Origin of the sequence: Emticicia aquatica (assembly GCF_923079645.1) — a bacterium.
Taxonomy (GTDB): Bacteria; Bacteroidota; Bacteroidia; order Cytophagales; family Spirosomataceae; genus Emticicia; species Emticicia aquatica.
This window is the reverse complement of the sequence record NZ_CAKLPY010000001.1, coordinates 1,084,179-1,103,576: the sequence shown is the minus strand read 5'-3', so window position 1 is coordinate 1,103,576 and position 19,398 is coordinate 1,084,179. Positions and strand designations below refer to the sequence as shown.

The 19,398-nt window shown below is 34.6% G+C and carries 25 protein-coding genes and 1 tRNA gene; 14 read left to right on the top strand and 12 right to left on the bottom strand.

Features of this window, described 5'->3' with window-relative positions:
• Positions 1-4 precede the first annotated feature (4 nt).
• From MJQ71_RS04850 to MJQ71_RS04840, 3 genes are read left to right on the top strand one after another with little or no spacing between them, the layout of a single operon-like run.
• Complete coding sequence (locus MJQ71_RS04850) at positions 5-1,048, top strand: N-acetyltransferase DgcN family protein (RefSeq protein WP_238805017.1); 1,044 nt, start codon at positions 5-7, stop codon at positions 1,046-1,048.
• Between the two features lie 2 nt (positions 1,049-1,050).
• Complete coding sequence (locus MJQ71_RS04845) at positions 1,051-2,121, top strand: mandelate racemase/muconate lactonizing enzyme family protein (RefSeq protein ID WP_238805015.1); 1,071 nt, start codon at positions 1,051-1,053, stop codon at positions 2,119-2,121.
• 5 nt (positions 2,122-2,126) lie between these two features.
• The gene (locus tag MJQ71_RS04840) at positions 2,127-3,500 is read left to right on the top strand and encodes an APC family permease (RefSeq protein WP_238805013.1); all 1,374 of its coding nucleotides are present in this window, start codon (positions 2,127-2,129) and stop codon (positions 3,498-3,500) included.
• Between the two features lies 1 nt (position 3,501).
• Here the strand turns inward: MJQ71_RS04840 and MJQ71_RS04835 are convergent, their stop codons facing one another.
• Positions 3,502-4,716: an NADH-quinone oxidoreductase subunit D gene (locus MJQ71_RS04835; RefSeq protein WP_238805011.1), complete on the bottom strand. Its 1,215-nt coding sequence runs from the start codon at positions 4,714-4,716 to the stop codon at positions 3,502-3,504.
• Positions 4,717-4,808: 92 nt separating this feature from the next.
• Between MJQ71_RS04835 and MJQ71_RS04830 the strand changes: the two genes are divergently transcribed.
• A complete protein-coding gene (locus MJQ71_RS04830; RefSeq protein ID WP_238805009.1) occupies positions 4,809-5,387 on the top strand; it encodes a DNA-3-methyladenine glycosylase in 579 nt (192 codons plus the stop codon).
• A 4-nt stretch (positions 5,388-5,391) separates the two neighbouring features.
• On the opposite strand, the gene tgt is transcribed toward MJQ71_RS04830, so the two are convergent.
• The gene (tgt, locus tag MJQ71_RS04825) at positions 5,392-6,522 is read right to left on the bottom strand and encodes a tRNA guanosine(34) transglycosylase Tgt (protein ID WP_238806403.1); all 1,131 of its coding nucleotides are present in this window, start codon (positions 6,520-6,522) and stop codon (positions 5,392-5,394) included.
• A gap of 128 nt (positions 6,523-6,650) precedes the next feature.
• Between tgt and MJQ71_RS04820 the strand changes: the two genes are divergently transcribed.
• From MJQ71_RS04820 to MJQ71_RS04805, 4 genes are all read left to right on the top strand, one after another.
• Positions 6,651-7,877 (top strand): glycosyltransferase, encoded by a 1,227-nt coding sequence (locus MJQ71_RS04820; RefSeq protein ID WP_238805007.1) that lies wholly within the window; start codon positions 6,651-6,653, stop codon positions 7,875-7,877.
• A gap of 42 nt (positions 7,878-7,919) precedes the next feature.
• Complete coding sequence (rsmG, locus tag MJQ71_RS04815) at positions 7,920-8,552, top strand: 16S rRNA (guanine(527)-N(7))-methyltransferase RsmG (protein WP_238805005.1); 633 nt, start codon at positions 7,920-7,922, stop codon at positions 8,550-8,552.
• Positions 8,553-8,572: 20 nt separating this feature from the next.
• Positions 8,573-8,857: a hypothetical protein gene (locus MJQ71_RS04810; protein WP_238805003.1), complete on the top strand. Its 285-nt coding sequence runs from the start codon at positions 8,573-8,575 to the stop codon at positions 8,855-8,857.
• Between the two features lie 154 nt (positions 8,858-9,011).
• Positions 9,012-9,085 (top strand) — tRNA-Asn (locus tag MJQ71_RS04805).
• Between the two features lie 105 nt (positions 9,086-9,190).
• Here MJQ71_RS04805 and MJQ71_RS04800 read toward each other — a convergent pair.
• From MJQ71_RS04800 to MJQ71_RS04760, 10 genes are all read right to left on the bottom strand, one after another.
• A complete protein-coding gene (locus MJQ71_RS04800; RefSeq protein WP_238805001.1) occupies positions 9,191-9,655 on the bottom strand; it encodes a tyrosine-type recombinase/integrase in 465 nt (154 codons plus the stop codon).
• A gap of 31 nt (positions 9,656-9,686) precedes the next feature.
• Positions 9,687-9,911: a hypothetical protein gene (locus tag MJQ71_RS04795; RefSeq protein WP_238805000.1), complete on the bottom strand. Its 225-nt coding sequence runs from the start codon at positions 9,909-9,911 to the stop codon at positions 9,687-9,689.
• A 215-nt stretch (positions 9,912-10,126) separates the two neighbouring features.
• Positions 10,127-10,432 (bottom strand): hypothetical protein, encoded by a 306-nt coding sequence (locus MJQ71_RS04790; protein ID WP_238804999.1) that lies wholly within the window; start codon positions 10,430-10,432, stop codon positions 10,127-10,129.
• A gap of 215 nt (positions 10,433-10,647) precedes the next feature.
• Entirely contained in the window at positions 10,648-10,866 is a 219-nt protein-coding gene (locus tag MJQ71_RS04785; RefSeq protein WP_238804998.1) for a hypothetical protein, read from the bottom strand.
• 3 nt (positions 10,867-10,869) lie between these two features.
• Positions 10,870-11,133: a hypothetical protein gene (locus MJQ71_RS04780; RefSeq protein ID WP_238804997.1), complete on the bottom strand. Its 264-nt coding sequence runs from the start codon at positions 11,131-11,133 to the stop codon at positions 10,870-10,872.
• A 38-nt stretch (positions 11,134-11,171) separates the two neighbouring features.
• Positions 11,172-11,669, bottom strand: coding sequence for a hypothetical protein (locus MJQ71_RS04775; protein ID WP_238804996.1), 498 nt, complete (start codon positions 11,667-11,669; stop codon positions 11,172-11,174).
• 20 nt (positions 11,670-11,689) lie between these two features.
• A complete protein-coding gene (traM, locus tag MJQ71_RS04770) occupies positions 11,690-12,190 on the bottom strand; it encodes a conjugative transposon protein TraM (protein ID WP_238804995.1) in 501 nt (166 codons plus the stop codon).
• 157 nt (positions 12,191-12,347) lie between these two features.
• Positions 12,348-12,677, bottom strand: a complete 330-nt coding sequence (locus MJQ71_RS04765; protein ID WP_238804994.1) for a hypothetical protein — start codon at positions 12,675-12,677, stop codon at positions 12,348-12,350.
• Positions 12,674-12,802, bottom strand: a complete 129-nt coding sequence (locus MJQ71_RS20870) for a hypothetical protein (protein ID WP_290370158.1) — start codon at positions 12,800-12,802, stop codon at positions 12,674-12,676. The genes MJQ71_RS04765 and MJQ71_RS20870 overlap by 4 nt, the downstream gene beginning before the upstream one ends.
• Before the next feature lie 47 nt (positions 12,803-12,849).
• On the bottom strand, positions 12,850-13,503 hold the full coding sequence (locus tag MJQ71_RS04760) for a DUF4138 domain-containing protein (protein ID WP_238804992.1): 654 nt from the start codon (positions 13,501-13,503) through the stop codon (positions 12,850-12,852).
• 377 nt (positions 13,504-13,880) lie between these two features.
• Here MJQ71_RS04760 and MJQ71_RS04755 point away from each other — a divergent pair, with 377 nt between their 5' ends.
• The 6 genes from MJQ71_RS04755 to MJQ71_RS04730 all read left to right on the top strand — a co-directional run bounded on the left by MJQ71_RS04755 (position 13,881) and on the right by MJQ71_RS04730 (position 19,292).
• The gene (locus MJQ71_RS04755; protein ID WP_238804990.1) at positions 13,881-14,444 is read left to right on the top strand and encodes a Crp/Fnr family transcriptional regulator; all 564 of its coding nucleotides are present in this window, start codon (positions 13,881-13,883) and stop codon (positions 14,442-14,444) included.
• A gap of 65 nt (positions 14,445-14,509) precedes the next feature.
• Positions 14,510-15,742, top strand: a complete 1,233-nt coding sequence (locus tag MJQ71_RS04750; protein WP_238804988.1) for an MFS transporter — start codon at positions 14,510-14,512, stop codon at positions 15,740-15,742.
• Between the two features lie 167 nt (positions 15,743-15,909).
• Complete coding sequence (locus MJQ71_RS04745; RefSeq protein WP_238804986.1) at positions 15,910-16,560, top strand: Crp/Fnr family transcriptional regulator; 651 nt, start codon at positions 15,910-15,912, stop codon at positions 16,558-16,560.
• Between the two features lie 138 nt (positions 16,561-16,698).
• Positions 16,699-17,505 carry a sulfite exporter TauE/SafE family protein gene (locus tag MJQ71_RS04740; RefSeq protein ID WP_238804984.1) on the top strand — a complete coding sequence of 269 codons (807 nt, stop codon included), beginning with the start codon at positions 16,699-16,701 and terminating at the stop codon, positions 17,503-17,505.
• A gap of 90 nt (positions 17,506-17,595) precedes the next feature.
• Positions 17,596-19,011: an MBL fold metallo-hydrolase gene (locus MJQ71_RS04735; protein ID WP_238804982.1), complete on the top strand. Its 1,416-nt coding sequence runs from the start codon at positions 17,596-17,598 to the stop codon at positions 19,009-19,011.
• Between the two features lie 62 nt (positions 19,012-19,073).
• Complete coding sequence (locus MJQ71_RS04730) at positions 19,074-19,292, top strand: hypothetical protein (RefSeq protein ID WP_238804980.1); 219 nt, start codon at positions 19,074-19,076, stop codon at positions 19,290-19,292.
• Positions 19,293-19,398: the final 106 nt, after the last annotated feature.

Here is a 19,398-nt window from a genome sequence, read left to right as displayed (position 1 = left end):
TTAAATGAATAAAGCAGTAATTTTAACAAATGGCTTGTTACAAAAAGGCGATGCCAAAACCGCACACGGATTAATTAGAGGAACTGAAAGGTACAATATTATTGGTGTAATTGACTCTGAAAGCACTGCTGGAAAGGACGCAGGTGAATTGTTGGACGGAAAAAATCGAAATATTCCTATTTTTGAATCATTGCATTCGGCACAAAAACAATTAATCAATATTGATTTTCTGATTATTGGAATAGCAACAATTGGTGGTGTTTTACCTCATCCAATGCTAGAAATTGTAAAAGATGCTATTAAAAAAGGTATTTCTATCGTCAATGGGCTACATGAATACCTTAGCGAAAAACCAGAAATTGTTGAATTAGCCACTCAAAATAATGTTACTTTAACTGATATTAGAAAACCTAAAACAAGAAAAGATTTACATTTTTGGACAGGTGAAATATACCAAGTAAAAGCTAAAACGATTGCCGTGATTGGGATGGATTGTGCCATGGGCAAACGAACCACCGCAAGAATGATTAAGCAAGCTTGTCAAGCTAGTGGCTTAAATGCAGAAATGATTTTCACAGGACAAACAGGTTGGTTACAAGGTGGAAAATACGGTTTTATTTTCGATTCAACTTTAAATGATTTTGTTTCTGGTGAGTTAGAAAATGCTATTGTGACTTGTTGGAATGAAACAAAACCTGACATAATTTTGCTTGAAGGGCAATCTTCTTTACGCAATCCGAGCGGGCCGTGCGGACTAGAATTATTGATTTCTGGCAATGCGAATTATGTAGTTTTACTTCATGCACCGAAAAGGAAGTTTTTTGATGATGACCCCTGTTGGGGAAAAATCCCGAGTGTTGAATCAGAAATAGAAATTATTGAGAAATTAGGTTCAAAAGTAATTGCAGTGGCTCTCAACACCGAAAAATGCTCTACCGAAGAAGCTTACGAATACCAAAATTTCTATGAAAAATCTTTAAAAATACCTGTTTTATTGCCGATTCAAGAAGGCGTTGAAAAGATTGTTTCTACACTAAAAGCCTTATAGCAATGAAAATCAAAGCGGTTCGCCCCTACCTAAAAAACTTAGCCTTAACCAAACCATATACAATTGCATATAGTACTTTTACTGATGTAGAATTAGTTTTTTTAGAAATTGAACTAGAAAATGGAATCGTTGGCTTGGGTTCTGCAAGTCCAGCAGAAGAGGTTATAGGAGAAAATTCACAACAAACTTATTTGAATTTGCAAACTGAGTTTGTTCATAACTTGGTTGGGCGAGATATTAGACATTTTCAGCAAATAATTTTTGAAGCCTGTCAACAATTCCCAAATTTGGCCGGTACACAAGCTGCCATTGACCTTGCTTTACACGATACTTTTGGAAAGTTTTTGAATATACCGATTGTTGATTTTTATGGACAAAAAATTAAATTTTTGCCTACTTCAGTTACCATTGGAATCATGAATGTAACTGAGACTTTAGAAGAAGCAGAAAAATATTTCAAGCTAGGTTTTAAAGTTTTGAAAGTAAAAACAGGCCTTGATGTGGACGAAGATATAGAGCGTGTCACTCGTTTGCATGAAATTTATAAAAATAATCTAAAAATCAGAGTTGATGCTAATCAAGGATATTCGTTACAAGATTTAAAGAAATTTCTAACAAAAACTGATACTATTGGCATTGAATTGATAGAACAACCACTAAAAGTAGGAAAAGAATCAGAATTATTGCAGCTTGAGGCTCAACATCGAAAAGTTTTAACTGGAGATGAATCTTTGAAAAATGCAAAATCGGCTTTACAATTTAGCTCAAACCCTCAGCCATTCGGAATTTTCAATATTAAATTAATGAAATGTGGTGGAATCATGGGAGCTTTAGAAATTGCTACCATTGCTCAAAATGCCAATATTGATTTATTTTGGGGCTGCAATGACGAAAGTATCGCAAGTATTACGGCTGCTCTACACGTTGCTTATGCTTGCCAAAATACCCGTTACCTCGACCTTGACGGCAGTTTTGATTTGGCAGAAGATTTGGTAAGTGGAGGTTTCATTTTGGAAAATGGCTACTTAAAAATCACCGATAAAGCGGGATTTGGATACGATATACTCAATTAAAAAATATGTCTAAACTCATTCCTAAAATCGGACTTAGAGCGGCAACAATTTTGGTGGTTAGCGTAATTGTTGGCTCTGGGGTTTTCAAGAAAATTGCCCCAATGTCTGCCGAATTAGGTTCGCCGTTATTGGTGATTTTATGTTGGATTTTAGCAGGGATTATTAGTTTAGCTGGAGCTTTATCAACAGCCGAGATGGCTAGTATGTTTCCTGATTCGGGTGGAGAATATGCTTATTTTCAAAAAATTTATGGACGTTTTTTTGCTTTTTTATATGGATGGGGAAATTTCACAGTGATGAAAACCGCTGCCATTGCTGCTCTTGCTTACATTTTTGCTCAATCATTCAATAGCCTTATTCCACTTCCATCATCAAATCTCAGTTGCATTATTTTTGGAATCAATATTTTTGATAATTTATCCATCAAATTGCTGGCTTCATTATTAACTATTTTACTTACTTATCTAAATTATAGAGGCATAAAATTCGCTGAAAGTTTAAGTAGTATTTTGACCTATTTGATGTTTATAGCAGTGCTTTTATTCATCATTTTTGGTTTAAAGGCTGAGGAAGGCAGTTTTGAGAATTTAACTCAAAAAAGTGTAAATTTTGACGAAAGTAAACTGTATGGTTGGGGAATGATGAAAGCAATGATGATTGCTAGTTTAGGTGCTTTTTGGGGTTACGAAGGTTGGAATCACATTGGATATATAGGTGAAGAAGTCAAGAATCCACAAAAAAATCTTCCTTTGGCTCTAGGAATTGGGACAGGAATTGTGATTTTGATTTATGTAATGTTGAATATCGTTTTTGTCTATATTTTACCGATTGACTTTTTTATTCAACTCAATGAAACTCCAAATAAAATCGCTGCGATTGAGGTTGCTAACAAAATTTTAGGTAGTACGGGAATGCTTTTTGTAGCCTGTTTGATACTTATAACTACTTTAAATGCCACCAATAGTTCAATTATGATGTCGGCTCGGATTTTTTATGCCATGGCACGTGACCAATTGTTCTTCAAAAAAGCAGCATCAATTCATCCTATTTATAAAACACCTGATGTAGCTCTCTTGTTACAGTCAATATGGTCAATACTTTTAATATGGTCTGGCAGTTTTGATCAACTAACTGACATGTTAATTTTTGCTTCTTTTATCTACTATGGAAGCACAGCTTTAGGTGTAATTATTTTACGTTTGAAGAATCCAGAAATTGAGCGAAAATACAAAGTTATTGGTTATCCTTTTGTACCTATTTTCTTTGTACTTTTCTGTGTTTCGTTACTTTTTGTAACTATTTTCAATCAACCTTATGAAGCATTATTTGGGTTAGGTTTAATAGCAACTGGTATTCCATTTTATTTATTTTGGAAATAATTTAGCGGTCAACCTCCCCCATCACCACATCAAGCGAACCAATAACTGCTACCAAATCGGCAATCATTCCTCCTCTTGATAATTCGGGTAAAACCGATAAATTATTAAAAGAACATGCCCTAGCTTTTACTCGTGTTGGTACATCTGAGCGGCCATCAGTCCGAAAAAAGAAGCCTAACTCTCCTTTTGGGTTTTCGGCACGACAATAGAAATCCATTTTCGGTGGGCGAATTTTCTTTGGAACTAAAGCTTGTGGGTCAAATTCTTTGGTACGTTTATGCTCTTTTGTTAGTTTTTCTAGGCATTGCTCAATTATTCTTAGTGATTCCCAACACTCTTTTACTCGAACATTATTTCTATCCCAACAATCCCCCACCTTACCGACTTCACCTTTTCCAACAGGAATATCAAATTCAATTTCAGAATAAACCGAATACGCATCAACTTTCCGTAAATCCCATTTTAGACCCGAACCACGCAAAACAGGGCCTGTACAACCAAAGTTAATTGCCATTGGTAAGGGCAATACACCAATATTTGCAGTTCGATTAATAAAAATATGATTTTCAATAACTAATTGCTGCAATTCTATCAATTTGGGCTTTAGGTAATTAACAAATTCTAGGCAACGTTCCTCAAAACCAACAGGCAAATCATAGAAAAGTCCACCAACCCAAATATAATTATATAATAATCTTGCACCGCAAAGCCATTCCAACATTCTCAAAATATGTTCACGGTCACGCAATAACCACAAAAATGGCGTTGCTGCACCTATATCGAGTGCATAAGTACCAATGGCAATAAAATGAGATGCAATCCTATTAAGTTCAGCCACCAAAACTCTAATATATTCGACTCTTTTTGGTAAATCTTTATCAATTCCAAGCATTTTTTCTACACCCATTACATAGGCTAGTTCAGAATTCATGGAAGCCACATAATCCATTCTATCAACATAAGGTATGATTTGATTGAAAGGCAAACTTTCTGCATGTTTTTCAAAACAACGATGTAAATAACCTAAATGAGATACAACATCTGCTACAATTTCGCCATCGGTAAGCACTTCTAAACGCAAAACTCCGTGTGTAGATGGGTGTTGAGGGCCAAGATTAAGCACCATTTCTTCCGAGTACAAATCTTCTGTTTTATACTTATTGGGTTCAGAAATCGTAAGATTATCGGGACGATATTTATATTGTATTTGTTTCAAGGTTCAATAATATTCATTTTTGACAATGCTTCAAATTGTCGTATATAAAAGATAATACATATATTCGTAGTAAAAACTTACCAAAAGTACAGATGCAAAACCTTCTTCCCAAAGAATTTTACGAAAAACATAATACATTATCTTTAGCAAAGCAATTGCTAGGTTGTACACTGGTCCATGAAAGTCCACAAGGACGCACTTCTGGTATTATTGTTGAAACCGAGGCATATTTACACAATGACCCAGCTTGTCATGCTTATCGAAAAAAAACGACACGAAACGCAGCAATGTTTGAAAATGCTGGAGTCGCTTATGTTTATCTTATTTACGGTTTACACCATTGTTTCAATATTGTGAGTGGTGCAAAAAATATTGGCGAAGCCATTTTGATTCGAGCATTAGAACCAATTGAAGGCATTGAATTAATGCAAGAAAGACGCAACACAAAAAATTTATGTAATTTGTGCAACGGCCCTGCCAAATTAGTTCAAGCGATGGCAATCACGCCTGGTTTCAACTTCTTCCCGTTGGATTCCGACAAATTTCACTGCATTAATACCCAATCAACCGATTTTCAAATCGTGACAACCACTCGCATCGGAATTACACAAGGAGCAGATTTGCCGTATCGTTTTTATATTGAAGGCAATAAGTTTGTTAGTCGGAAGTGACTTTTTACAACCGTTGCATGGTTTGTTTTACCATTGTATTTTTCCAAGAAAAGAAATCTCCTGCAAGAATATGTTCACGAGCTTGTCCGACCAACCATAAATAGAAAGTCAAGTTATGAATACTAGCAATTTGTGCTGCCAAAATTTCATCACATTTTACCAAATGACGTAAATATGCTTTTGAATAAAATGTACTGGCATAGCCTCCAAGTGTTTCGTCAATTGGCGTAAAATCATCTTTCCATTTTTCATTCCTAATATTGATTATTCCTTGTGTTGTAAACAACATTCCATTTCGTGCATTTCGAGTTGGCATTACGCAATCGAACATATCAATTCCAAGAGCTATTCCTTCCAAAATATTTTCAGGAGTTCCTACTCCCATCAAATATCTTGGTTTATCTTTTGGTAAAATATCATTTACATAATCAATAGTTTCATACATTTTTTCGGCAGGTTCGCCAACTGCTAAACCACCAATTGCATTTCCATCTCGGTTTTGTTCAGCTATAAATTCGGCCGACTGAATACGTAAATCTTTATAGACGCTTCCTTGAACAATCGGAAAAAGAGATTGTGAATATCCGTATTTGCCTTCAGTAGAATCAAATCTGTCAATACAGCGAGTAAGCCAACGATGTGTCATTTCCATTGATTTTTTTGCATAACTATAATCACAAGGATATGGAGCACATTCGTCAAATGCCATGATAATATCCGCTCCTATGATTCGTTGCGTATCCATCACATTTTCGGGTGTAAATAAATGTCTCGAGCCATCAATATGCGATTGAAACTTTACCCCTTCTTCCGAAATTTTACGAATATCTTTTAATGAAAAAACCTGATATCCTCCCGAATCAGTTAGTATCGGGCCACTCCAACCATTAAATTTATGCAATCCACCAGCACGCTCTAAAATATCCAATCCTGGACGTAAGTATAAATGGTAAGTATTCCCCAAAATAATTTGAGCTTTTACGTCATTCACCAATTCACGTTGATGAACAGCTTTAACAGTAGCAGCCGTACCGACAGGCATAAAAATTGGCGTCAATATTTCGCCATGGTCAGTTGTCATTTTCCCAGCTCGAGCTTTCGATTGAGAGTCAGTTTTTTGTAATTCATATTTCATACAACAAATTTCAACCTTCATTTTGGCTAATACAAGTATTTATTGATTGATTTTTTTAGCCCCAACTATCTCTTCCTTTCGTTGAAGGTTTGTATATTTGCACAATATTTCACCTAAATCGCATTTACATGGTGTTTTGGCACTATTTACTACCGTTTATTTTTTTTACTGCTATAGTTGTTCAACTTGCGTATATTCTTGGAATTTTCAGTCGTTTGCTTTCGCACAACGATATTGAGCCAGAATCAGAGCCAGAATCAGAGCAAAAAACAAAGCCAAGTGTTTCGGTTGTTGTGGCAGCTTGGAATGAATTAGAAAATCTTAAAGAATTACTTCCGTTACTTGAAGCACAACAATATCCAAATTTTGAGATAATTGTTGCTGATGACCGCTCAGTAGATGGAACTTATGATTATTTACTTTTCAATGAAGGTGGATATAAAAAAGTGAATTTTGTAAGAATTGAAAGTTTACCCTCGCATTTTACAGCCAAAAAATATGCAGTAACAATGGGTATCAAGAAAGCTAGCAAAGAAATTATTTTGCTAACAGATGCCGATTGCCGCCCGACTAGCGAATTTTGGATTGATACAATGGTTGCACAAATGACGCAAAGTAAAGATGTTGTACTGGGCTTTTCTCCATATCAATTTGAAAATTCTCGACTTAATTCTTTAATTCGATACGAAACTTTTCAAACGGCTATTCAATACCTATCTTTTGCTTTAGCAAAAATGCCTTACATGGGTATTGGTAGAAACTTAATGTATCGTCGAGAATTATTTTGGGTAACAAATGGATTTGCCAGCCACCATGGACTTTTGGGTGGTGATGATGATTTATTTGTCAATGAAGCCTCAAATAATGAAAACGTTGCTATTTGCATTGATGCAAACGCTCATACAATTTCAGTTCCGAAGAAAACTTGGGGAGACTGGGTTACACAAAAACGCCGCCATCTTTCGGTTGGTAAACGATATAAACTTCGTGATAAAATATCGCTAGGTTTATTAGCAGCCAGTCATTTAATTTGTTGGCTTTGGTTTTTACCAGCATTTTTCGTAAAACCTGATTGGTTTGAAGCTCCAGAATGGTCAAGAATTCCTACTTACTTATTAGATGATAACAATCTACAAGATTTTTATTTGTATAATGATTGGATGCGTTTGATAACCTTTGTATTTTTCTTTTGGTTATTCATTAGATGGATTGTTTTGGCAAAAGCCAATAAAAAGCTCAATTCTACCATTAGTTCATGGAGAATACCATATTATGATATGCTCTATGCTGGTTATTATCTAATTTTTGGACTCGTAACTATTTTTACTAATCCTAAAAAAATCAAATGGCGTTAGTAAAGCAAGCGTATAACTTGCTGTCATTCAAACTAAGCTAAAATGCAGTCAACAATAAATATCATAACAAAATATTTTCCTAGTATTACAGAGAAGCAATTGCATCAATTTGGGCAATTACAGGAATTATATAGTTTTTGGAATGCCCAAATCAATGTTGTTTCAAGGCAAGATATTGAAAATCTTTACGAAAAACACGTGCTTCATTCATTAGGGATTGCAAAGGTAATGTCATTCAAACCAGGTACAGAAATTTTAGATGTAGGTACAGGTGGAGGTTTTCCTGGTATTCCTTTGGCTATTTTATTTCCAGAATGTCAGTTTCATTTGGTTGATTCTATCGGAAAAAAAATAAAAGTTGTTACAGAAGTCGCACAAGCGATTGGTCTGACAAATCTCACAGCTCAGCATGAAAGAGCAGAAAACGTACTAAGTGACTACGATTTTATTATAAGCAGAGCTGTAACACGGCTAAAGCCATTTTATGGTTGGGTATTGAATAAAGTAACAAAAAATCAATTTAATGACCTAAAAAATGGCATTTTATACTTAAAAGGTGGTGATTTAGAAGAAGAGTTGGCCGAATTTGGCGGAGAATATACCTTATATAATTTATCCGACTATTTTAGTGAAGATTTTTTTGAAACCAAGAAAGTAGTACACGTACCATTTTGAACATTCAAACTTTTAAAGATATGAACGAAAGATTTTCAGCAAGTACACTTAAAAATCCATTATTGCCCGATGAAGTTATTTTCAGCGAAAAAGGCGTTACATTCAAAGAGAGAAAAGTTTTTAGAAGTAGTGAAAATTTTGTTTTCTACAATGATATTGCAGGAGTAGAAATCGACTCTGGCATCTTTTTTTCAACAATCAGAATAAAAGCAAGAGCAAGAGAGCAAGAAATTTTGATTCAAAACTTTGTTAAGTCTGATGCACGAAAAATAAAAGATTTAATTTTAGAACGTGCAAAGCATTGATTATCAATATTATGACTTAAAACATTGTTTATTAAGATAAAAAAGTAAAAAAATATTTTATTTTTTTATTGACAACAAAAAATAAAACCCTTACCTTTGCATTATGATTTCGGAACGAAGAAATGAAGACCAAAATCTAATTCAAAAATAGGATTCCCGAATAGCTCAGTCGGTTAGAGCATCTGACTGTTAATCAGAGGGTCGCTGGTTCGAGCCCAGCTTCGGGAGCAGAGTTAAAAGCTTTATAATCAAAGAGTTACAATAAAATGTAGCTCTTTTTTTTATGCCTTAAAAAATTGGTCTCACTACAAGTCTCACTACAAATTCGGCAAATCACAATTTATCTAAATATTTGTCTTCTACTTCTTTTTCAAAACTCCCCAAATAACTTTCAGTTGTAGAAAACTTTTTATGTCCTAATTTTTCTTTTATCATTGCCAAAGGAGCATTGCTTCTTAATAATCTCGTAGCTGAGCTATGACGTGCAACATAAGTATTGAGTTTTTCTTTTATTCCTAACTTAGCCCCAATCTGGTTCATACAGTGATTAGTTACTTTAACGACTTGATGCACTTCAGCTTTACGTTTTTCAAGTGAATTAATACCGACCAGAAAGGGAAATACAAAGTCTTTCTCATTTTTTTGCTTATTTGCCCATCGGTCTAATACCTCTCTCATAGTATCATTTATTCTCACCGAAATATCCGTATTACTTTTCATCGTTTTCTGTCTTTGAAACAAGATTTTATCATCATTTATATCTTGCCAGGTTAAGTGGATGATATCAGTAAAATTCATTCCATTGCCTAAGTATGAAAAAAGCCATAAATCAAGTGTCTTTTTTTAGTGCTTTCAGTACGTTTTTTATTTCACTGGCTTTCCAGTCTCTTCTCCCTTTTTTCTTGTTGGAAACTGCCGAGTTGGATAAACCTAATACTGTTGCCCAAAAGGTCAGTGGTTCTGGGCTGGCATCTATCATTGAAGGCACTTCCTTATAAATTGTTTCATATATTTTAATCGCATCTAAGGCCGATGTTTTGGTAGGTAATGTCATTTTATTTAGAGTTGTCAATGTTTATTTTACAAATACAATGCAATAAGTGTATTAATTTGAAAATTATTTCAAAAAAACACCCAGTAAAACCGAGCATTTTTTTGATTTTTATTCTAAATAAAATAACATTTATTTGGTGGAAATACTTAGTTTCCACGCATTATTTTCAAAGACCATTGCTTGTTGAATAGTACAAACATTCCCTCCGATGTAAATCAAATCAACATTAAAACAACTGAGTCTTTCGTGATGGATTGTTGGTCTTTTATTTCAGCAATTGCCAATGTCCCTTTTTTTGTGAGTGATAGTAAACTATATGGCATCAAAAGTGGTAACGAATCAATCATTCTCTTAGCTCGTTTTGACAAATGTTGGTGTAAATAATCCACTTCAATGGTATCGCTATTGACTACTTCATTTGCTACTTTGAAATACTCTAACATAACACCTTCAGGGTTTTCTTGACAAGAGAAACAGCTTAGTGCAACAACAATTTGGGTAATGAGTGCTATTTTTCTCATAAAGTCATCTTGATTAGCGATTTTCTAATCATTTCCTTTTGCCAAACCGCATCCAACTGTTTTTGTTCATCAGTGCGTTTTAAAGCTTCGAGTACCAGAGCATCTGCTTTTTCTCTGAGTTCTTGGGTCTTAGTGATTAAATCAATAGAGAATTTATTTCCTGCAATGCGTTCGCCTGTGCTTATACGTAAACCCGATTTTGTGCTGAAACTACTTCAGGTGAAATTAAGGCTATTCAAAAGCTCCGAATAATTTTCATCCTTACCCTCGAAGACAGTTTTTAGGATATTATTGCAGATTTCGGTTTGTACGGCATTGGCTTGATTTTGTACTTTTGCTTCTATTCTCTGTTTAATTATTTCATCTAAATACACTTGGGATGTTTTTGACCCTCCTTTGAACAGTGAGCCAATGAGTCCAAAAGGATTTGCCATCAATTATACATAATTTTGCCCATTCACCTTAATTACTCCAGACGAAGTAAAATTGGGTAATTCCACCGAATTAGATGAAAATAAATCATCAAATAATCCGCCAGCATTAGTGGATTTATTAAGTCCAAACACCCCTTTGTTTTGTAAACTGAAAGGTTTACCTGCTGTTTGGCTTTTCATTCCTTCGTTTAGTGCCATTGCTTTTGCTTCCAATTCATCAGCCATTTTGTAGTAAGTCAAAGCTTGTTGAATTTTCTTTTTCTGCATAACCGTTTGCAGAGCATATTGGCGATTATAAAGTTTACTCAGATTGTCATAGTAGCCATTAATGGTATTCGTACCTTGCTTATTATCCAACGAAATACCTTTAGTGAGGGCATCATAAAATTCCGAACCACTATTGGCTGAGTAGTTTGTCTCATCAAATAAACTTGTAAATCATTTACTTTCCAAGTACTACTATTCAGGTTATTGGAGATATTACTTTTCAAATTTTGGCTAAAACGACTCAAATTATTCAAATCGCTATAAGCAGTATTATTAAACGATAAACGAATGTATTCATCGCTATCTCTTAAAAAATCTTCGATTTTACCTTGTGCTTCTACGAGAGCAGTTGAGTTGGCTTCGTCGCCCATTGTGTTAGTATCAATGTTTTTTTGGAGTGCTAAACCTTTTTTCAAGGTAGCAACGGTATTTTTCAATTCAATTAATCGTTGAATTGCCGTTAGGTCAATGCTTGGAATCTGGGCAAAACTAATTTTTCCAATCAATAGGAATAAAATTAAAAAGCGTGTTTTCATAAGATTTTGTTTGGTTTAAATTACTGTTGAATAAATACTCTGTAACCTTCTTCTAAGGTGATTTCACCAATGTATTTCTCACCACCATAGCGAATACTCTTAGAAATTCCATTTATTACGCCAACTCCTGTTGATAGAGCTGCACCTGCTGTACCGCCGATTTGTGGAATGTTATTAATAACATCATTGTTGGCTTGGTCAATACCCGAATTGCGTTGTTGGCGAATACTTTGTTTTACCTCACTTTCATTGGTAAAGGCAATACCTGGCAATAAATCTTTATCGAAAACGATGCTTTTGATACTCATTTGTTGTCCATGAACTTGGACCGAGGTAAGAGCAATAGCCACTCGGTTTGACCCAAGTATGGCAATTCTTGTACACAGGCTATTTGGGGGAATTGTTTGTCCATCCACTATGAGCGATTCTAATAACCTTATCCGAACTTGTGAACCACTCCTGACCGTTTGATTGCCATAAACTACCGCTTTATAATAGCGTTTGGGTGATGTAAATTCCATATTTGTTGTATTTTCAACCTACTTTTTTGATGAAACTACAACTGTATTGAATCCATCAGTTTCTGGTATGATTTCATTTTTTGAAACCTTAATTTTCTCCCTTTTGATTTTTGCTGCGAAAACTTGAGTGTTATACATTGGTTTTGCAGCCCTAACATCATTTTTCTCTATAATCTTGATAGTATCTTGTTTTACAATTGCAACCTTCTTCATTGTATTGTGTTTTTTTATAAGCATCTGACATCAAAAACCGCACAAATTGGGTAGTATCTGCTTCCAATGGTTTAGTTTCATCAGTTTGATTATTGCCTTCAGCCGCACCAACTCTATCAATTTTTGTCTGAGCTTCCTCCTTTGCTTTGTTATCCTTTACTAAATCGGGCGTTTCCCCAGCTTTGAAATCTGCTTGCTCCCTTGCTTTTGATTGTAAGCCATTTTTAGCCGCTTGCAAACCAATATATGAGATAATTATTAATACTAAAATCAACAATACAGCCCAGTTTTTTTCAAGAAAACTTTGATTTTGGCAAATCTGCTCAGTATTGGTTTATGATGAATTCCAACTTCCTTTTGGGCTTCTTGATTTTCTTCTAATCTATTGGCTGAAGACATAGTTTTATAATTCGTTTTGAAATGGTAGTATTGAAAATTTTGACCAACTAAAAAAGTTCTGCACGAAGGATTTTCTTGAAGGGAATCTCAATGATGATACTTCGCAAACCAGCTTTTTCTCTAAAAATTACTTGTAACAAGCCATCTTTAGTAGTAGAATATAGCGGTAAAGCATACAAATACTCATTGCTTTTACCCGATTCGGTGAGTAATTTTTCGACTTTTATCAGCGGTTCAACTTCTTGTAAACCACCATTCAATGTATTTATCCTTTTGGTCATGCGTTTACGTTTTTCGATATAGGTAAAACTCACATAGTCTAAATCATAGATAATACTACTCTGATTTTGGAGCGAAAATCTCAAAAAGGTTGCTTCATTGCCATTGTACAAATTCAATAAATTAAATTCAATTTGTTGCTTTTTAGCTTCAATTTTGATATTTCTTGGCAGGCTTGTCATGCATTTGAGCTTATTTTCTATTTGCTTTTGCTCAGTATTCTCTATAATTTCTTCTTTCGGTAATTGCTTTTTTCGGAAATCATAAAAGACCTGCGAGTTCATTTTGAAGGCAATGTAAGCCGTCAATATCTCATCGCCGTGCGTTACTACAATCGTACTTCGTTTGGCCAAAGTTGTTCTGGCTCGAATGAAAAGAATATGAGGGTAGTCGGCTTTGGCTTCATAGTCTTTGCTACCCAAGTTGAATAAGCTTATCGGTTCATCAAATACGTCGTACTTTCGGTACTGACATAAATAGTATCGTATTTCTGCCCGATGGCACGCTGCCTGTAAGAATGAAAGTGTAACAACAATATAAAAACTTACGATTTTCTATCATTGTTTTTGATTTTACAAACATTTTATCGGATTAACTAAGGTTTCGTAAGTATCTCTTTTTATACTAACCACTATGTAGTTACTTACAATCTTCTTATCTTTTTTTAGAGACAAAAATTATTTTTGAATTAATTTATCTTATTTTACGATTTACACATATTAGATGGATATATTCAAAATATCTGTAATAAATGCAAATAACTTAATATCTTGAATATTGTAATCTTATTAGATAAATAGTGAATAACCTAATCACATATTTCAACAAATACAATACCCTTTCAGAAGAAGCAAACAAGGCAATTTCTGAAATATGTAAGCCTGTAATTATTAAGAAAAACCAAGATTTACAATCAATCGGGCATACTTGCCGCACAATTTATTTTATAAAAAAAGGCGTAGCTCGCATCTACTATTATAAAGATGAAATTGAAATAACTGAGTGTTTTGCTTTTGAAAATGCCATCATTGCACGGGTCGAAAGTTTGTTTACTGGAAAACCTTCTCGTAAAGCCATTCAAATGATTGAGGATTCGGAACTAATTGGCATCAATTCTCCGAAACTATTTGAACTCTACGATAAATTTCCCGAAATAGAGCGTTTGTTCAGAAAGATATTTGAAGCAGCTTATGTTGACACCGTCAATCGAGTAGAAAGTATTCAATTTCATTCTGCCGAAGAACGTTACAATGCTTTGTTGAAAGAAAGTCCAAATGTACTACAAAGAGTTCCTTTAAAATATATCGCTTCCTATTTGGGCATCACACAAGTGAGCCTTAGCCGCATCAGGGGTATACGCTGATTATTTATCTTATGATAAATTTTGCTAAAAAGAGTGCATCTACCTTTGCATAAAATATATGCAAAATGGAAGTTAACAAAACAAACACTCAAAACATCTCAGTTATATTAGGGCTTAAAGAAAATTGGCAACAGTTTGGTTTGTTGGTCATTCTGAATGCTTTTGTGGGCGGAATGGTAGGTTTAGAACGTTCAATTATTCCACAATTAGCCGAAACCGAATTTGGTTTATCTTCAAAATCAGCAATACTTTCTTTTATCATTGCTTTTGGCATCACAAAAGCCATTGCCAATTATTTTACTGGACGTTTAGCTAATAAAATAGGACGGAAAAACCTCTTGATAATCGGTTGGCTCTTGGCATTGCCGATTCCTATTATCATTATTTATGCCAATAGCTGGTCATGGATTATTGTGGCAAATATGCTGCTGGGTATTAGTCAGGGACTTACTTGGAGCAGTACAGTAGTGATGAAAATGGATTTGGTCGGTGAGAAACAACGAGGTCTCGCAATGGGAATCAATGAATTTGCTGGTTATTTGGCAATAGGAATTGTTGCATTCTTAACAGGGTATATTGCCGAAAAATATGGGGTTCGACCTTATCCATTTTATATAGGCATCGTTATTTCTATTTTAGGGCTTTTATTAAGCATTATTTGGGTGAAAGACACCAAAAAATTTGTTTTGAAAGAAACAAAAAATTCAAGAATTACTACTTCTGAAAATGTATTTATGACAACTACATTTTCCGATAAAACATTGAGTTCAGTTACACAGGCAGGTCTTATCAATAATCTAAACGATGGGATGATTTGGGGATTTTTGCCAATTTTATTATTACAATTAAAGCTAAATAATCAGGATATTGGCATTATTACCGCTATTTACCCAACTTTTTGGGGCATTGGACAGCTTTTCACAGGAAAAATGTCGGATATTTATTCTAAGAAAAAAATGCTTTTTTGGGGAATGTTAGTGCAAGGAATTGCTATTGTTTTATTGGTTTTCGCAAAGAATTTTTATGTATTAACCATTTTATCTGCTTTTTTAGGCATTGGCACAGCCTTAGTTTATCCTACGTTTTTATCAACAATTGCCACATTTACAAATCCTAATCAACGAGCAGAAAGTATAGGAATCTTTAGACTTTGGCGAGATTTAGGCTACGCTTTTGGAGCGATTATTTCAGGCATAATTGCCGATATTTTCGGCATGCAATACGCCGTTATTTTGATTGGAATTATCACCATTATATCGGCAATCGTTATTCAAACTCGAATGCCCAAAACTATTTAATAATCGTACTTTTTATCTAAATTATATCATTTTTTATTTATTATACAGTAGATATGAGCAATGTCATTCATTTTTATTGTTACTTTATTAAGCAAAATGTTTTTTATGAAAAAGAGACTATTTGCAACAATACTTATTCTGATAGCTCAACGAAACAATTTAAATAAATGAAATTAGACCTTATTTTTTTACACGATAAATTCGGAAAAACATTTGAAGTTGGCCTTTTGAAAGAACTTGCCGAATTTGGTACATACATGGACGTAGAAGAAGGTTTTGTCTTGATGCGTCCAGGTGGCTACATTCGTACAGTTCCAATTTTGTTGAGTGGTTCGGTCAAAATTGTGCGTTCTGATTCCGAAGGACGAGAAGCATTACTCTATTATTTAGGTGAAAAAGATTCATGTGCCATGTCTTTGACTTGTTGCCTGAATAGCCGTCAAAGCGAAATTACGGCGATAGCTGACTCACAAACACAGTTAATTTCAGTACCTGTCAGCAAAATTGATGAGTGGATGACCAAGTATTCATCTTGGAAAGAATTTGTTTTTATGACTTACCAAAAACGTTTTGATGATTTGCTGGCGGCAATTGACCAAATCGCTTTTTTCAAACTCGATGATAGATTAATTGCCTTATTAAAGAAAAAATCAACTCAATGCGGATGCACGGTTTTTAATGTAACTCACGAAGAATTGGGTAATGAACTGGCTACTTCACGAGAAGTCATTTCTCGACTTTTGAAACAACTCGAACGCCTCGGAAGAGTAAAGCTTTCTCGAAATAAAGTTGAATTACTGGATATAGCCTTGAAATAAAATTCAAGGCTTTTTTTATCTCAAAAAAAATAATGATAAAAATCATAAATTTTTGGGGCTTTGTAACAATTATCACCGAACAGGCATTTTAAGCAAGATACTTTTGTAGTGTTAAATCACAAAACACTATCAATTAAAATGAATTCTACTGAAATAATGGGCTTTGCTGCCTCAATCTTAATCGGTGTAAGTTTGGGTCTTATTGGCGGCGGCGGCAGTATTCTTACCTTACCTGTATTAGTTTATTTGCTCAATATTAGCCCTGTTATCTCTACAGCTTACTCACTTTTTATCGTTGGCATGACTTCATTGGTTGGTTCGGCGAGTTTTATGAAAAAAAAGTTAGTCAATTATCGTGCAGCTTTGGTGTTTGCCATTCCTTCTTTTACAACCGTTTTTCTTACCCGAAAATACTTAGTTCCTGCCATTCCCGACCCACTATTTAATATTTCTGATTTTGAGATTTCCAAAAACGTAGGCATTATGGTTTTCTTCGCATTAATCATGTTGGCGGCATCTTATTCGATGATAAAAAATAAAAAAGAAGAAAAAGAAGAGAACACTGGCGAATTGAAATTCAACTATCCGATGATTGCCCTTGAAGGCGGTTTAGTAGGAATATTGACAGGAATAGTTGGTGCTGGTGGTGGATTTTTGATTATTCCTGCTCTCGTTCTTTTTACTCGTTTACCAATGAAAATGGCAGTCGGAACTTCACTATTGATTATTGCAGCTAAATCACTTATTGGATTTTTGGGTGATTTATCGAATATCCACGTTGATTGGGCTTTCTTATTGCCTTTCACTGCACTTTCGGTGAGTGGAATATTCTTAGGAACGTACTTGTCGAAATTCATTTCTGGAGAAAAACTCAAAAAATCATTTGGTTGGTTTGTGCTGGTAATGGGAATTTATATCATCACGAAAGAAGTTTTCTTTAAATAATTTCAAAAAAATCGTGGCTTTGTAATAAATGTCACAGTAAAAGTTTTTCAATCAATCTAATTTTGAATCAAATCTAAAACTTATAAAACTATGTTTTTTCAACACGTATATGACAAAAGTTTAGCTCAAGCGAGCTATTTTATAGGATGCCAAAAAGCAGGAATTGCTATCGTAATTGACCCAAAAAGAGATATTGACACTTATCTCGAAATTGCGAAGCAAAACAATATGAAGATTACACACGTAACCGAAACCCATATTCACGCCGACTTTTTATCAGGTTCGAGAGAATTGGCGGCCGTTACAGGTGCAGAAATATATCTTTCCGATGAAGGTGGGGAGGGTTGGCAGTATGAATTTAACCATGTTGGTTTAAAAAATGGCAGCGTAATTTCGGTTGGAAACCTGACTTTAGAAGTGATTCATACACCTGGTCACACACCTGAAAGTATCAGTTTTTTATTGACAGATAAACCTGCGAGTTTAGAGCCTGTGATGTTATTTACAGGAGATTTTGTATTCGTTGGAGATATTGGTCGCCCCGATTTATTAGAAAAAGCAGCAGGAATTGTTGGCACAAAAGAAGCAGGAGCAATTCAGATGTTTGGTTCGATTCAAAAGTTTGAAACTTTGCCTGATTATTTGCAAGTTTGGCCTGGTCACGGAGCAGGTTCAGCTTGTGGAAAAGCTTTGGGTGCAGTACCAAGCTCAACGGTAGGTTACGAAAAAATCAGAAACTGGGCGTTCCAGTACGATGATGACAAAGAAGGCTTTGTAAAATATCTTTTGGCCGACCAACCAGAGCCACCAAAGTATTTTGCGATGATGAAACACCTCAATAAAGTTGATAGACCTTTATTGACCGAAGTGCCAAAGCAAAAGAAACTTTCGGCAGAAGAAGTAAAGACCGCAATGAGCAACGGAATCAAGTTGATTGATGCCCGTAATAAAGTAGATTTTGCTGCAGGTTTTGTGCCTGATAGTATCAATATTCAAGGAAATAACGCTTTTGCAACTTGGATGGGTTGGTTTGTAAACTATCAAGAATCGTTTATGTTGGTGGCGAGCGATGCACAAATTGAAGATTTAACTCGTAAATTAATGCGTATCGGTTTAGATAATGTTTTGGGTTACGTCTCGGATGTAAATTCTTTAGGAATCGAACTTCAAAAAAGTGATATTATCGAAATTAATGAGTTTAAAAGCTATTTAGGCAAAGACGATGTGCAAGTGATCGACATCAGAGGCGTTGCCGAGTACAATACTGGACATATTGCCGAAGCAGAAAATATCTTTGTTGGAACAATGCTCCAAAACTTGGATAAAATCAGTAAAGACAAGCAAGTAATAATTCATTGCCAAAGTGGCGACAGAGCAGCCATTGGTTATTCATTATTGCTGAAAAGTGGTTTCAAGAATGTAAAAAATTATTCAGCAAGTATCAATGACTGGGTAAATAAAGGAAATTCAGTTGTAACGAGCGTAATGGAAGAAGCGTTTTGTTAAAATATTTCAGCACCCACATTTAATACTAAATGTGGGTGCTATGATTCAAAAATTTATTTAAAATGGCTATTTCTGAAATCGTATTAGAAAACATAAAGTGCGATAATTGCTATGATAGAATCAAAATTCGCCTAAAAAACTTGACTGGTGTATTTTCGGTAGCGGTTGATAAAGAGTTTGCTTCTTTAAAAATTGAGCATAATACATCAATCAAAAGAGTTGAGATAGTTTCGTTGCTGATACACATGGGCTACTCAGAATTAAAACAAAATAGCAAATAAATTGATACAAGAATTTAATAGTTCCATAAATTAGAGGTTTAGCAGGTCGGAAAACACGGGTAATTTTATCCGTGTTTTTTTGTGCTATGTAACTTTTATCACGGTA